The organism is Rhodococcus sp. FW305-130, from assembly GCF_058788335.1.
In genome coordinates this window covers 622,198-635,118 of record NZ_JBYTAP010000002.1, presented here as the reverse complement: position 1 = coordinate 635,118, position 12,921 = coordinate 622,198, and the positions used below count along the sequence as shown (strand labels likewise).

Annotated in this window: 14 protein-coding genes; 6 read left to right on the top strand and 8 right to left on the bottom strand. The window is 62.6% G+C overall.

The genetic code is table 11. The features are described from left to right. Positions 1 to 154: 154 nt before the first annotated feature. Both AC3WQS_RS09135 and mqo read right to left on the bottom strand, forming a co-directional pair. The gene (locus tag AC3WQS_RS09135) at positions 155 to 631 is read right to left on the bottom strand and encodes a GNAT family N-acetyltransferase (RefSeq protein WP_003942808.1); all 477 of its coding nucleotides are present in this window, start codon (positions 629 to 631) and stop codon (positions 155 to 157) included. Positions 632 to 642: 11 nt separating this feature from the next. Next, complete coding sequence (gene mqo / locus AC3WQS_RS09130; protein ID WP_492712487.1) at positions 643 to 2,181, bottom strand: malate dehydrogenase (quinone); 1,539 nt, start codon at positions 2,179 to 2,181, stop codon at positions 643 to 645. A gap of 146 nt (positions 2,182 to 2,327) precedes the next feature. Between mqo and AC3WQS_RS09125 the strand changes: the two genes are divergently transcribed. Continuing rightward, entirely contained in the window at positions 2,328 to 3,377 is a 1,050-nt protein-coding gene (locus AC3WQS_RS09125; RefSeq protein ID WP_020907416.1) for an alpha/beta hydrolase, read from the top strand. Next, complete coding sequence (gene mtr / locus AC3WQS_RS09120; RefSeq protein ID WP_492712488.1) at positions 3,374 to 4,750, top strand: mycothione reductase; 1,377 nt, start codon at positions 3,374 to 3,376, stop codon at positions 4,748 to 4,750. The genes AC3WQS_RS09125 and mtr overlap by 4 nt, the downstream gene beginning before the upstream one ends. A 77-nt stretch (positions 4,751 to 4,827) precedes the next feature. Here the strand turns inward: mtr and AC3WQS_RS09115 are convergent, their stop codons facing one another. Both AC3WQS_RS09115 and AC3WQS_RS09110 read right to left on the bottom strand, forming a co-directional pair. Further along, positions 4,828 to 5,373 (bottom strand): alpha/beta fold hydrolase, encoded by a 546-nt coding sequence (locus AC3WQS_RS09115; protein WP_003942671.1) that lies wholly within the window; start codon positions 5,371 to 5,373, stop codon positions 4,828 to 4,830. A gap of 249 nt (positions 5,374 to 5,622) precedes the next feature. Next, positions 5,623 to 6,327: a TetR/AcrR family transcriptional regulator gene (locus tag AC3WQS_RS09110; RefSeq protein ID WP_223257887.1), complete on the bottom strand. Its 705-nt coding sequence runs from the start codon at positions 6,325 to 6,327 to the stop codon at positions 5,623 to 5,625. A 27-nt stretch (positions 6,328 to 6,354) separates the two neighbouring features. On the opposite strand from AC3WQS_RS09110, the gene AC3WQS_RS09105 reads away from it, so the two are divergent. Together AC3WQS_RS09105 and AC3WQS_RS09100 are read left to right on the top strand one after the other, a co-directional pair. After that, complete coding sequence (locus AC3WQS_RS09105) at positions 6,355 to 7,500, top strand: Rv3169 family protein (protein ID WP_020969382.1); 1,146 nt, start codon at positions 6,355 to 6,357, stop codon at positions 7,498 to 7,500. Then, complete coding sequence (locus tag AC3WQS_RS09100; RefSeq protein ID WP_492712489.1) at positions 7,493 to 8,524, top strand: phosphotransferase family protein; 1,032 nt, start codon at positions 7,493 to 7,495, stop codon at positions 8,522 to 8,524. The genes AC3WQS_RS09105 and AC3WQS_RS09100 overlap by 8 nt, the downstream gene beginning before the upstream one ends. A 34-nt stretch (positions 8,525 to 8,558) precedes the next feature. Here AC3WQS_RS09100 and AC3WQS_RS09095 read toward each other — a convergent pair whose 3' ends face one another. Genes AC3WQS_RS09095 through AC3WQS_RS09085 form a run of 3 tightly spaced genes read right to left on the bottom strand, consistent with a single transcriptional unit; the run spans position 8,559 to position 10,489 of the window. Beyond that, positions 8,559 to 9,365 carry an enoyl-CoA hydratase/isomerase family protein gene (locus AC3WQS_RS09095; protein WP_492712490.1) on the bottom strand — a complete coding sequence of 269 codons (807 nt, stop codon included), beginning with the start codon at positions 9,363 to 9,365 and terminating at the stop codon, positions 8,559 to 8,561. Further along, positions 9,362 to 9,979 carry a TetR/AcrR family transcriptional regulator gene (locus tag AC3WQS_RS09090; RefSeq protein WP_492712491.1) on the bottom strand — a complete coding sequence of 206 codons (618 nt, stop codon included), beginning with the start codon at positions 9,977 to 9,979 and terminating at the stop codon, positions 9,362 to 9,364. Before AC3WQS_RS09090 ends, AC3WQS_RS09095 begins: the two co-directional genes overlap by 4 nt. A 48-nt stretch (positions 9,980 to 10,027) precedes the next feature. Continuing rightward, the gene (locus AC3WQS_RS09085) at positions 10,028 to 10,489 is read right to left on the bottom strand and encodes a PPOX class F420-dependent oxidoreductase (RefSeq protein WP_492712492.1); all 462 of its coding nucleotides are present in this window, start codon (positions 10,487 to 10,489) and stop codon (positions 10,028 to 10,030) included. A 121-nt stretch (positions 10,490 to 10,610) separates the two neighbouring features. Between AC3WQS_RS09085 and AC3WQS_RS09080 the strand changes: the two genes are divergently transcribed. Continuing rightward, on the top strand, positions 10,611 to 11,519 hold the full coding sequence (locus AC3WQS_RS09080) for a PhzF family phenazine biosynthesis protein (RefSeq protein WP_492712493.1): 909 nt from the start codon (positions 10,611 to 10,613) through the stop codon (positions 11,517 to 11,519). 88 nt (positions 11,520 to 11,607) lie between these two features. Beyond that, positions 11,608 to 12,033: a DUF6069 family protein gene (locus tag AC3WQS_RS09075; RefSeq protein ID WP_029255162.1), complete on the top strand. Its 426-nt coding sequence runs from the start codon at positions 11,608 to 11,610 to the stop codon at positions 12,031 to 12,033. Here the strand turns inward: AC3WQS_RS09075 and AC3WQS_RS09070 are convergent. Continuing rightward, positions 12,030 to 12,863 carry a GAF and ANTAR domain-containing protein gene (locus AC3WQS_RS09070; RefSeq protein ID WP_019748033.1) on the bottom strand — a complete coding sequence of 278 codons (834 nt, stop codon included), beginning with the start codon at positions 12,861 to 12,863 and terminating at the stop codon, positions 12,030 to 12,032. The two genes, AC3WQS_RS09075 and AC3WQS_RS09070, sit on opposite strands and share 4 nt — an antisense overlap. Between the last annotated feature and the right edge of the window lie 58 nt (positions 12,864 to 12,921).

The following is a 12,921-nucleotide window of genomic DNA, read 5'->3' as shown; positions in this document are numbered from 1 at the left end:
CTGAGATCTCCCGGTCAGTCGGTAGAGGAGAGATCTTTCACAGTGGCGGGACCGCGCCTGGATCGAACAGGACTTCCCCGCGAACATTCGGTATCGAAAAAACCCTAGTCGGCTCGCTTTTCCACGAGCCGACCAGGGTCAAATCTCCGACAAACTAGCTGACAGCCACGAAAGGCTCTCCCCCGCCACGGCGCATCGGGGTGTGCGGGATGCCGTCTTCGATGAACTCTTCGCCGTCAGCCTTGAATCCGTGCTTGGCGTACATCTCGACCAGGTAGGTCTGGGCGTTGATCCGACACGGCGCTTCGCCGACCTCGGCCAGTGCGGCCTGCAGGAGGCGGGTCGTGTGGCCCTGGCCGCGAGCCTGACGCGACGTGCAGAGGCGTCCGATTCGGAAGCTCTTGTTTCCGTCGTCGTGCTCTTCGAGCAGACGGAGTGTGCACACCACCTGGCCGTCCTGCTCGAGCCAGAAGTGGCGTGTTTCCGTCAGCAGGTCCCGCCCGTCCAACTCGGGATACGGGCAGGCCTGCTCGACGACAAAGACCTCCACTCGAAGCTTCAACAACTCGTAGAACGTCTTGTTGTCGAGGTCGAGTGCCCATGAACGCTTCAAAGCTGCTGTTGCCGTCATGGGTTGGACTATCACACAGTCGCGACGGTATCCGCGACCGGAGCCGATTCGGAAGCACCAGCGGAATCGAGCTCGAGAACCTTCGAGGACCAATCCCAGACCTGGTTGAACAGGCCTTCGTTGTCGGTGAGTTTGACGCCGATGGACGGAACCATCTCGCGAAGCTTGCCCTTCCAACCCTGGAACTCGGTCGGGAAGCAGCGCTCGAGTACGTCCAGCATCGCCGGGACGGCCGTGGACGCACCGGGCGAAGCGCCGAGCAGGCCGGCGATGGAGCCGTCCTCAGCGGCGACCACAGCGGTACCGAATTCGAGGACGCCGCCCTTGCCCTTGGCACGGCGGATCACCTGGACGCGCTGGCCCGCGGTGATGAGCTCCCAGTCCTGAGCCTGCGCCTTGGGCGCGAATTCACGCAGATCCCAGATGCGACCGGCTTCGTTCTTGGCGAGTTCGCTGACCAGGTACTTGACCAGGCCGAGCTCGCTGACGCCGACGCCGAGCATCGAGAGGATGTTGTTCGGCTTGACCGAGCCGGGCAGGTCCGTGACGCGACCCTGCTTGAGGAACTTCGGCGACCATCCGGCGTACGGGCCGAACAGCAGTCCCGGCTTGTTGCCCATGACGCGGGTGTCGAGGTGCGGCACCGACATGGGCGGGGCGCCGACGGCAGCCTTGCCGTAGACCTTGGCGCTGTGCTGGTCGATGAGTTCGGGGTTGGTGCATCGCAGGAAAGCACCGCTGACCGGGAAGCCACCGAAGCCCTTGGCTTCCTTGATGCCGGACTTCTGCAGCAGGTGCAGGGCGCCGCCACCGGCACCGACGAACACGAAGCGCGAGCGAACGGTGCGCTTTTCACCGGTGCGACGGTTGGTGACCTTGACGGTCCAGGACTTGTCCGAGTTCTGGGTCAGGTTGGTGACCTCGTGGCCGAAGTACATCTTGCCGCCGGTCTTACCGATGTAGCCGATGAGCTGCTTGGTGAGCGCTCCGAAATCGACGTCGGTGCCGTCCTGGCTCCAGTTCAGGGCGATGGGATCGGAGAAGTCGCGTCCCTTGGCCATGAGCGGCAAACGCTCGCTGAACTCGGCCGGATCGTCGATGTACTCCATGCCGCGGAAGAGCGTGTGGCCGGCAAGTGCATCGTAGCGAGCACGCAGGTACTTGGCGTTGGCCTCACCGTGAACGAAGCTCACGTGTGGGATGGGGTTGATGAATTCCTTGGGCTGGGTCAGGACGCCCTGCTCGACCGCATGTGCCCAGAACTGGCGGGACACCTGGAACTGCTCGTTGACGTTGACGGCCTTCTTGATGTCGACCGTGCCGTCGGAGTTCTCCGGGGTGTAATTGAGCTCACACAGGGCGGAGTGACCGGTTCCCGCGTTGTTCCAGGGGTCGCTGCTCTCGGCTGCAACGGCATCGAGCCGCTCGAAGGTCGAGATCGACCAATCGGGCTGCAGCTGGCGCAGCAATGCACCCAGCGTGGCGCTCATGATGCCTGCGCCCACGAGCACTACATCCGTCTTCGTCTCTACCGCGTTCTGATTCGACACTGGAGAATCGACTTCCTTGTCATTAGCCGTGCGCGCATCCGCCTGCTGTGTTACGCCGAATAGGTTACCCGTGCGTACTCGCGCGGTTCACCACCCCCAATTGTGCTCTACAACGCGCACCCGAAACGACGATTAGATTGTGATTTGTGACTACTTGGGTTCCAGACGTCCTCGGTGACGGATATCAGCAGCTGACGATCCCGCTCGGAACGGATCCGGACGGCGAAGGCGAGGTGGACGCAACACTGGTCCGCTACCAACCGCGGAAGGAGGCGGTGAAGACACGTCGTGCCGTCTTGTACGTGCACGGATTCACCGACTACTTCTTCCAGAAGCACCTGGCCGAGCATTTTGCCGAGCAGGGCTACGCATTCTTCGCACTCGACTTGCGCAAGTGCGGGCGATCCCTCAAGCCGGGACACACGGCGCACTACGTCTCCGACCTTGCGCTCTACGACGCCGAACTGAACGAGGCGCTGCGCATCGTCCGCAGCGAGACCGACGGGAGCGAGGTGCTGCTCATGGCGCACTCGACCGGAGGTCTGATCGTTCCGCTGTGGCTGAACCGTTTGCAGCGCAAGCCCGGTGGCAGCGACGGCGCCGGAATCTGCGGGCTGGTGCTCAACAGTCCCTGGTTCGATCTTCAGGGCCCCTCGGTGGTTCGTAACGTGGGAACCACCGCGATCGACGCCCTCGGACGGGTATCGGCGAAGACGGTGATCCCGGGAACCGGACTACCGACTTACGGTTCCAGCCTTCATGTTTCGGCAAACGGAGTGTGGGACTACAACCTCGACTGGAAGCCTCTGGCCGGCTGCCCCGTCACCTTCGGCTGGATGCGGGCCGTCCGAGCGGGTCACGCGAAACTTCACCGCGGCCTCGACATCGGAGTGCCTGCGCTGATTCTGCGCTCGAAGAAGTCGCAGTTCGCCAAGGCGTACAACCCGAGCGTCGACCTCGCCGATTCCGTTCTCGACGTCAAGCAGATCGCACGCTGGGCGGGTTGCCTCGGCGATCGCACCACCATCGTCCCGATCGACGGCGCCCGTCACGACGTGTTTCTTTCGACCGAGAAGCCCTTGGCCACAGCCTTTTCCGAACTCGACCTGTGGCTGGAGTGGCTCGACGGCCACCTCACTCCGGCCGCAGAAAGTTCGGCAAGCACAGCAAGCAACACACAGGAGATCGCGCAGTGACGCACTACGACCTTGCAATCATCGGCAGCGGATCCGGAAACTCGCTGCCCGACGAGCGGTTCGACGGCAAGAAGATCGCAATCCTCGAAGAGGGCACCTTCGGCGGAACGTGTCTCAATGTCGGGTGTATCCCGACCAAGATGTTCGTCTACGCCGCCGAGGTGGCACGCACCATCACCACTGCCGAGAAGTACGGCGTCGACGCCACGCTCGACGGCGTCCGTTGGTCCGACATCGTCAAGCGCGTATTCGGCCGCATCGATCCCATTTCCGCAGGTGGTGAGCGGTACCGCAGCGAAGACAGTCCCAACACCACCGTCTACCGCGGCCACGCCACGTTCACCGGCGACAAGACGATCGACACCGGAACCGGCGAGACGATCACCGCCGACCAGGTGGTCATCGCTGCCGGTTCGCGTCCGATCATCCCGGAAGAGATCGCGTCGAGCGGTGTGAAGTACTACACCAACGAAGACATCATGCGACTGCCCGAACTTCCCGAGCACCTGGTGATCGTCGGCTCAGGATTCATTGCCACCGAGTTCGCACACGTGTTCTCCGCGTTGGGTTCTCGCGTGTCGATCATCGGTCGCAGCCAGAGACTGCTGCGGCACCTCGACGACGAGATCTCCGAGCGTTTCACCGAGTTGGCCGAACAGAAGTGGGACGTCCATCTGGGCTCCCCCCTCACGTCGGTACGCGGCGACGGCGACAACATCGCCGTCGAACTGGCAAACGGCACAGTCGTTTCCGGTGACATCCTTCTCGTAGCAGTGGGCCGCCAGCCCAACGGCGATCTACTCGGTCTCGACAAGGCCGGCGTCGAACTCGACGACAAGGGCTCGATCGTGGTCGACGAATACCAACGCACCACCGCCGAGGGCGTCTTCGCACTCGGTGACGTCTCGTCGCCGTACCAGCTCAAGCACGTCGCCAACCATGAAGCGCGCGTTGTTCAGCACAACCTGCTTCAGGACGCTTGGAAGGACACGTCCGGGCTTCGCAGCACCGATCACCGCTTCGTGCCGGCAGCCGTGTTCACCGACCCGCAGATCGCCGACGTCGGAATGACGGAGAAGCAGGCTCGCGACGCCGGACTCGACATCACCGTCAAGGTGCAGGCTTACGGCGACGTCGCGTACGGCTGGGCGATGGAGGATCAGGAGGGTATCTGCAAGGTGATCGCCGAGCGCGGCACCGGACGCATCCTCGGTGCCCACGTCATGGGCACTCAGGCTCCGACCGTCATCCAGCCCCTCATCCAGGCGATGAGCTTCGGTTTGTCAGCTCAGGACATGGCGCGTGGCCAGTACTGGATCCACCCGGCCCTGGCCGAAGTGGTCGAGAACGCACTGCTCGGCCTCGACATCTGAGCCCCGCAGCCCTTATGACGCCGAAAAGTCGGGCACTCCGCGCAGTGGGAGTGCCCGCCTTTTCGTAGGTCAGAGTTTCACCAGGGGCTGGTACGCAGCACGATCTCGGTTGCGAGTTCGGCCGGTGCCGACTTGACGACGTCGTCGACACCCGGAAGTTCCGTCACGCGGAAGTCGGAGTACACGAAACGACCACTGGCGTCGGCGATGGCCCGACCTCCACTGCCCACGACGACGGTGGTCGGAACCTCGACCGGCGGTACGCCGGCAATATCGCTCGCCGAAGGATGGCCACGGTCCACGGCGATCAAACTCGCGAAGCGGCCGAACTGACGTGCAGCCAACAGCCACGCGAGATCGGCGCCCTCCCGGTGACCGACCAGATTCACCCAGGCGATGTTCAACTCGTCCAGAAGTACCACTGCCGAGGTCTCGTCGAGATTCTCGATCGATTCCACCGCGACGGTCCGCAGGTCCGAATGATGCAGTCGCTCACACACATCGTCGTACAAGTCGACGGGGTCGCCCTTGCCGGGGAGCAGGAGTACCGCATGCTTGCTGACCGGCCCGTCGATCCGAACGGTGCACGAACCACTGCCCACCGCTACTCGAGTCAATTCCATGTCTGGAAACGGTACGCGATCCACACTGTGGAGGACCCTGGAGTCGACAGAAGTATGACCACTCATACATTCTCACCACCGCCGGCGAGTCCGATTTGTTCGCTCTGCACCGCCTCTCCCCTGAGCGAAAGTGGCTTTCGGCGCATCTGAGGCGACGGAAGTACCGTTCGCTCGAGGTGGGGGGTGGGCGAAGCACCGAGCGCCTGACCGGAGGAAGCGCCTCGGTCAGCCCCTCATTGCCGGCTGATCTCATTGCCGGCTGATCTCGGTTCCCGTCGACGTAACCAGCAGAACCAGTGCGTCCGCAGTGCGCGCGCAGAACGCGTCACCGTCGGCGAGGCCACTCGTAAGGCCCCGCACGATGGTGGTTGCAACGAGAATGTCGAAGGCCACATCGGCGGTCGACACGATTTCCGCGTCGGACCGCTCGGGAAATTCGACACGCACTCGCTCGGCGAGTGCGAGCCGGGCCGGGTCTTCCGATCTCCGAACCAGTTGTTCGTAGGCGCCGTCTTCTTGATGGTAGGCCGACAGCAGGCCGGGAATCGCTGCGCGCGTTGCCGGTTCGGCAACTCTCGCGAGGAACCATCTCGTCCAGGCCTGCATGTCGTCACGCAAATTCGACGTGGTCACCGGTAGCGCAGCATCCTGCATTCCGAAGACCGCATCCTCGATGATGGATTCCTTGGTCGCCCAGCGCCGATAAATTGCGGCAGTGCCCAGTTCGGCCCTTCGCGCGATGGCTGTGATCGTGGTCTTCTGGTAACCCTGCTCCGCCAGCAACTCGCGGGCGGCGGTGAGGATGGCGTCGTCCACCTGCGGATCTCGAGGGCGCCCGACTCCGACGGTGCCGATGCGTCGATCTTTGCGTTCGTCCACAACTGCGGACAGTACCCGACCGGTTTCGCCGAAAACCATTACGTTGCGTAGCGCTCCGTAATAGATTGTGAACACCCCACTCCGTCGACACAAGGACCGACTGTGATCACACCGCACGACGAACTACTCATTCATCAACTCTCGACGACACTCGACCACGTCTCCCAAAGTGACCTGCGCTGGACCGAACGCATCGTGATGTACGGCTTCGACAAAACGGGCGAGATCAGCATCATGACGGGACTGGCCAAATACCCGAACCGCAACGTCCTCGACGCCTACGCGATGGTGACGCGCAAGGGTGAGGAAGCCCGCGTGGTGCGCCTGTCCACCGAGTTGAACCCTCAGACCGGAGGACTGGCAGCGTGGAGTGTAGGGCCGTACACCTATGAAATCGTCGAACCACTCCGCCAGGTACGTTCCACGGTCGACGCAAACGAACACGGATTGAGCCTGCAACTCGACTTCCACGGCGACTTCCCGGTGTACGAGCAGACGGCAGCGTTCCATCGCACGCGCGGCCGCGTTCGCGAAGACGCCCGACGCTTCTACCAGAACGGCACCATCACGGGTTGGATCGAAATCGACGGCACCCGCATCGACATCGATCCGGACAACTGGTGGTTCGGCCGCGATCACTCGTGGGGCGTACGACACGGCGGTGGCGGCGGCAGTCTGTCCGAGGGCGCGAACCTGCAGCCGTCCGAGGTTCCGGACGGAGTCCTCTATTACATGGGGATATTCCAATTCGACGACGAGGTAGTGCATTTCGCGCAGCGCGAAACCAGTACCGGCGCGCGCTGGCAGTTCGAGGGCGAGGTGCTCTTCCCGATCGGTTCCGGCAAGGACGCGCTACCGATCATCGACGTCGAGCACGACCTGAAATTCCGTGACGACATGCGGGTGGTCGAATCCGGCACTTTCACCGTGCACCGCGCGGACCGGACCACCGACGTGATCGAGGTGAATCCAGTGTGCGATTTCTGGCCCGGACTGGCCGGTTACGACGAGTACCGGGGGTACGCCTCCGGCATGTACCGCGGCAAGGACTTCAGCGACAGCTTCACCGTCGACATCACGAACCTCGATGAAATCCGGCAGGTGAGCATGCTCAGCGAGACGCTGTGCGAGGTCCGCATGGGAGACAAAGTCGGATACGGGCTCGTGGAAATGGTCTTCATGGGCGTGAATCCCCGCTACGGGTACACCGATTGGAGCAACACACGGACAGGTACGAACAATGACTGACCGAACAGCCACAGAAGACATCGCACCCGCCCTTGAACCACTTGTCCGGGAGCACATTCCGGGTACTCGAGACGCCAAGATCGTCAACTTCAAGCGCACCGAGCGCGGATTCTCGACGGAGACATACCTGTTCGACCTCGATGACGCCACTGGCGAGTCGAGTGGTTTTGTTTTCCGACGTCCACCGGAAGTTTCGCTGTTCCCCGACTACGACCTCCGCCGCCAGTTCCTCGTGACACAAAGGCTCGCGAAGACCGACCTCGCAGTCCCCCACGTTCGGTGGATCGACAGCGGTGACAACCCACTCGGCAGCCCCTATTACGTCATGGACCGCATCGGTAATGCCGAGGCGCCCAGCGACTTTCCGTCGTATCACAGTGCCGGGACCTACTTCGAAGCCGACGAGGCAGGCCGAGCGAAGATGTGGTGGGGATGCGTCGAGACGATTGCGCAGATTCATCGCTTGGACCTGGACAAGCTCGAGCTCGGATTCCTCTCCTACCCCAAGTTCGGCACCCATCCGGTCGAACAGGCGGTGAACTACCTCGACTGGGCCGTTCGTTGGGCATCGCCGGACCTACCGCCGATATTCGACAAAGCATTGGCCTGGCTGAGGGAGAACATCTACCAACCCGAACATGTGACACTGTGCTGGGGCGATGCCCGGATGTCGAACATCCTCTACGGCCCGGACCAGTCGATCGCCGGGGTTCTCGACTGGGAGATGGCCTACCTCGGCGATCACGAGGCCGACCTCGCCTGGCTGTTGTTTCTCGATTGGGCGTGTAGCGAATTCGAGGGACACACACCTTTGCCAGGCACTCCCAGCCGAGAAGAGACCATTGCCCGCTACGAGGAACTGACCGGCTGGAGGGTCGAGAACCTTTTGTTCAACGAGGTACTCGCTGCGGTTCTGCTCGCTGTTCCGCTCCTGCGCCTGTCCACACATCTCCAACTCGGCGAACATACGGATATCACCGCGTTCTGCAAACATCGTCTCGAACAGTTGCTGCGAGACGCGTAGTCGTCCGCGTGTGATTTTCCGCAAGGCTCCCGAATCATTCCGACGGGATTTCCTGCCACTCGGCGGACAAGCGCGAAACCCACACAGGCGTGCGCCGTTCCATGAATGCACGAACACCTTCCACCGCGTCCGGCTTCCCCATGACGCGTAGATGCAGGTCCGTTTCGATGGCCGCCACCGTCTCCGGTCGACAGCTGCTGCTCTGGCTCTGCCAGAGCAGTCGCTTCGAGAGTGCCACCGACATCGGTGCAGTGTTCGTCGCAATGTCTCGGGCGATCACCAACGCCGCCGAAAGCACTTCGCCGGCGGGCAGGCAACGGCTACCCAACCCGAGCGCGATTGCCTCGGCTCCGTCGAACGTCCTTCCAGTCAAAAGAATGTCGGCGGCCACAGCCATTCCGGCGATGCGCGGAACCGTCCAATGCGCCATCGCATCCGGCAACACACCGAGGCGAACCTGCGGAATTGCATACTTGGCGTCAGCTGCAAAGATTCTGATATCGGCCTGCATCGCGATGGTGAGGCCGATTCCGATCGCATGTCCGTTCACCGCCGCGATGACCGGCTTTCGCAACTCGAACGCCGGCGGATCCACCGGTGATGACGAAAACTGCTCGCCGTCAGGTGAATCGAAGCTGCCGGCGCCGTCGCCAAGATCTGCACCCGCGCAGAATGCTGGTGGCGCACCGGTCAGCACGATCACGCGAACGGAATCGTCTTCGTCGAGCTTTCGGTACGCCTGCCCCAAGTCTCGACCCATGTGCTTGTTGAAGGCATTCCGTTTGTCAGGCCTGTCGAGGGTCACGACGGCAACGCCGCCGTCCACCGAAACCGAGATCATTGCCCCACCGCTTCCGTCCCGACGGCATCGGCCGGATGCGCAGCCAGGACGTACAGAGATCGTGCGAGGGCATCTACAAAGCCGTCCTGACCCTCGAGCCCACGGGTCAGCCCCTGCATTGTCGTCGTTCCGGCCAGCAGATCGAACAAGAACATCGCGTCTGCACCTGCCGGGATCTCACCACGCCTCACCGCGTCGTCCAGCAGATCCTGAAACGCTGCACGAACCGGCGCACCGATAGCCAACAGACGTTGTCGCGCCTCCACCGTCCGCGAATCGGCAAGCAGGCCAGGAACTCCGGCCCGCGCCGCGGGTCGGGCAGCGCGGACCAGGAAGATGTGCACCCACGTCGTCAGATCCACCCGCAAATCACCGGTCGACCGAGGCAACGGATGTCCGCCCGGTCCATGCACTGCTTCTTCGATCAGGGCTTCCCGTGACGGCCAGCGACGGTAGATGGCCGGCGTATTGACACCGGCAGTCCTGGCAATCGCCGAAATGGTCGTCTGCTGATACCCGACTTCGGCCAGCAGTGTGCGAGCTGCAAGCAGCACAGCCGCGTCCTTGCCTGGGTCGCGTGGTCGTCCGATACGGGCGGGAGACTCGGTTTTCACCATTACATATTAACTCGTAACGTTATCTCCTACCTGAACGAACGCAGTTCAGGTGCCGGACGGCTTGGGGAGCCTCGTCATTCCGTAGACGTGATCAGCGCGCACCGTGAGGATCTGTCGACGCTCCGCAACCATTGCTTCGCGGTACTCCTCCCAATCAGGATGCTCCTGGCCGCTGATGTCCCGGTACAGCTCGACCAGTGCGTCAGACACTTCGTCGTGAGGATCGGCCGCGACGGGTGTCACCACGGCAAGTCCTTCGATCACGGCGTAGCTCCAGAAGTCGGGCGCGCTGACGTGAAGGGAAACCCGCGGATCGCGGATCGCATTTTTACTCTTGGCGCGATCGGCTGTGATGGACACGGAAGCCGTCTTCGACTCGACGTCCCAGCGGTAAATGATGTTGGACAACTGTGGGCGGCCGTCACGCTTGACGGTTGCCAGCACGCCTTGTTTTCCCAGGGCCACGAGTGCGAACAACGCTTCGGCGATGTCTGTGTCATTGCTCATATCTGCACCAACCACGCCGTGCGGCCGGTTTGTTCCGGAGGCAGTCCAGTTCGAAGATCGCGGACCGCAATCGCGCGATGTCTCTTCCCCCGATGGACGACAGCGGACAAAGATGGTCGGCATGGCAACTTCTCACGACATCCTCCGACTGACTGCGTTCAGTTCGGATCCGGCCGGCGGTAATCCCGCCGGCGTGCTGCTCGACGCCCGCGGGCTCGACGACCCCGAATTACAATCCGTTGCAGCCGAAGTCGGGTATGCCGAGACGGCGTTCCTCATCGAACCGGAACTCGGAGGCAACCCGCGCCACAGCCGGATCCGGTACTTCTCCCCTATCGCCGAAGTACCGTTCTGCGGTCATGCCACTATTGCGACGGCCATCGCTCTCACCGAACGAGACGGCGACGGAACCTTCACATTCGAAACACCGATCGGACCGGTATCCATCGACACGGCGACCGACGAGGACGGAAGGTCGACCGCGACCTTCACCAGCGTCGAACCGTCGGTCTCGCCGATCGATCACGCCGTGCTGACAGCGCTGCTCGGGCTCATCGGCGTCGATTCGTCTGCGCTCGACGCGCGGTATCCCGCAATGCTCTCGTACGCCGGCAACACTCACCCGATCGTCGTACTTCGTGATCAGTCGACATTCGACGAGTTCACCTTCGATCCATCCGCAATGCGAATTCTGATGGACGCGCAGGGGTGGGCCGGCACGGTGACAATCCTGCACCCCCTCGACGACAACACCTTCGAAGCCCGAAATCTGTTTCCGGTGGGAAACATCGTCGAGGATCCCGCAACCGGGTCCGCAGCGGCGTCGACCGGCGGTTACCTGCGCAAACTCGAACCCGCGGCCACTCCGCGGCGGATCACCATCCACCTCGAACCCGCGGCCACTCCGCGGCGGATCACCATCCACCAGGGCCGACACGTCGGGCGTCCCAGTGTGCTCGAGGTCGACATCCCAGTCGACGGCGGTATCTCGGTCACCGGCACCGCAGTGCCCGTCATCGACGGGCAATAGTCAACCTCAGCGATGAGTTTCTCCCAGCCGGCGGGTCTATTCACCAGAGCGACGTCACAAGACCATCGCATCGAGCCGGGAGAACACCATGTCTGCAATCACGTCAACCGCACACAACCTCCACGTCACCAAGCCACGTGCCGTACTCGGCGCCACGGTAATTGCTCTCGTCGTCAATCTGATCCTGTGGTTGATCGGCCTCGCATTGGGCGGATCATTCGAGATGACAGATCAGGGAAAGCCGGCGAGCGTCGCGCCTGGTGGGGTCATCACATTGACGGTGGTGCCACTGCTGGTCGGTTTGTCGGTCGCAATGTTGATCTCACTGAAGTGGGAGCCGATCATCCGCATCGCCCAGATCGTGGGTGCAGTCGTGGCGCTCGGCACCATCGCTTTGACCATTGCCGCGGACTTCGACGCCGCCAGCACGGTCATGCTCGCGCTGATGCACGTGGTTGTCGCCGCGGGCGTCGTCGTCGCGCTCGAGGCTGTACGTCGGTCCCCCTCGAACTAGACAGCGGTAGGCGGCGCCGAATACGTCTCGACGATCTCGGCTGCCACGTCGCGCAACCGGGTATTCGTCGTCTGAGACTGCTTGCGCAGCATGTGAAATGCGGTGTCGGCGTCGATCCGATGGATGGCCATCAGCATGCCTTTGGCCTGTTCGATCGGCGCCCGGGTCTCGAGCGCACGTTGCAAGGCATCAGCCACCGCCTTGGCGGACTTGAAACGAGAGAAGTCGCCGATCGCGCGTGAGACCGTTGTCGTGAGAATCTCCATGACATCCGCGTCGACGCGGTCGAATGCCGCTGAGGCGCGTCCGTACAGGTTGAACGAACCCAGTCGCTGATCCGGCGTGAAAAGCGGCGCCGCGAGAAAGGACTTGATCCCTTCGTCCTTCGCCGCCGCCGCGAACCGCGGCCAGCGTTCCGCGCTGGTCTCGGCATCGACGACAACGGTTTCACCGGTTCGAGCGGCGTGCAGACATGGTCCGTCGCCGGCGTCGTATTGCTCGATGTCGACACGCAGAGTCCGCGAATCGGTATGAACGGCGGTGTAGGTCTGCCCGGCCAGATCGATGGTGACGCCGATGCTGTCGGCGCCCTCGATGGCGTCGTTCGCGATTTCGACGGCGCGCTGGAGCAAAACCACGAGTTCGTCCTCGTCGCCGATACTTCCTCCGAGCGCTGCCAGCAACTCCCGGACCGCGCTTGCAGTCAGCCGAGTTTCCGCAGCCTCGACGGCGACGTCAGCACCCGTTGCCGTCGCATCGTCCGGCATTACCGACGGCACCGAATCCTCGGTTCTCGGGTCGAAGCCTCTGGGGTCGAAAGCGGTATCCACGACGAAGCATTCTTCCAGCTACCCGGGCCGTCAGGAGAGTGAGTTCGGTGACAGAACC

Excerpts from the sequence above, each read along its gene's own strand:
- AC3WQS_RS09085 (WP_492712492.1), bottom strand. The coding sequence starts at position 10,489 with ATGAGCAATGACACAGACATCGCCGAAGCGTTGTTCGCACTCGTGGCC.
- AC3WQS_RS09100 (WP_492712489.1), top strand. The coding sequence starts at position 7,493 with ATGACTGACCGAACAGCCACAGAAGACATCGCACCCGCCCTTGAACCA.
- AC3WQS_RS09115 (WP_003942671.1), bottom strand. The coding sequence starts at position 5,373 with ATGGAATTGACTCGAGTAGCGGTGGGCAGTGGTTCGTGCACCGTTCGG.
- AC3WQS_RS09075 (WP_029255162.1), top strand. The coding sequence starts at position 11,608 with ATGTCTGCAATCACGTCAACCGCACACAACCTCCACGTCACCAAGCCA.
- AC3WQS_RS09095 (WP_492712490.1), bottom strand. The coding sequence starts at position 9,365 with ATGATCTCGGTTTCGGTGGACGGCGGCGTTGCCGTCGTGACCCTCGAC.
- AC3WQS_RS09080 (WP_492712493.1), top strand. The coding sequence starts at position 10,611 with ATGGCAACTTCTCACGACATCCTCCGACTGACTGCGTTCAGTTCGGAT.
- AC3WQS_RS09135 (WP_003942808.1), bottom strand. The coding sequence starts at position 631 with ATGACGGCAACAGCAGCTTTGAAGCGTTCATGGGCACTCGACCTCGAC.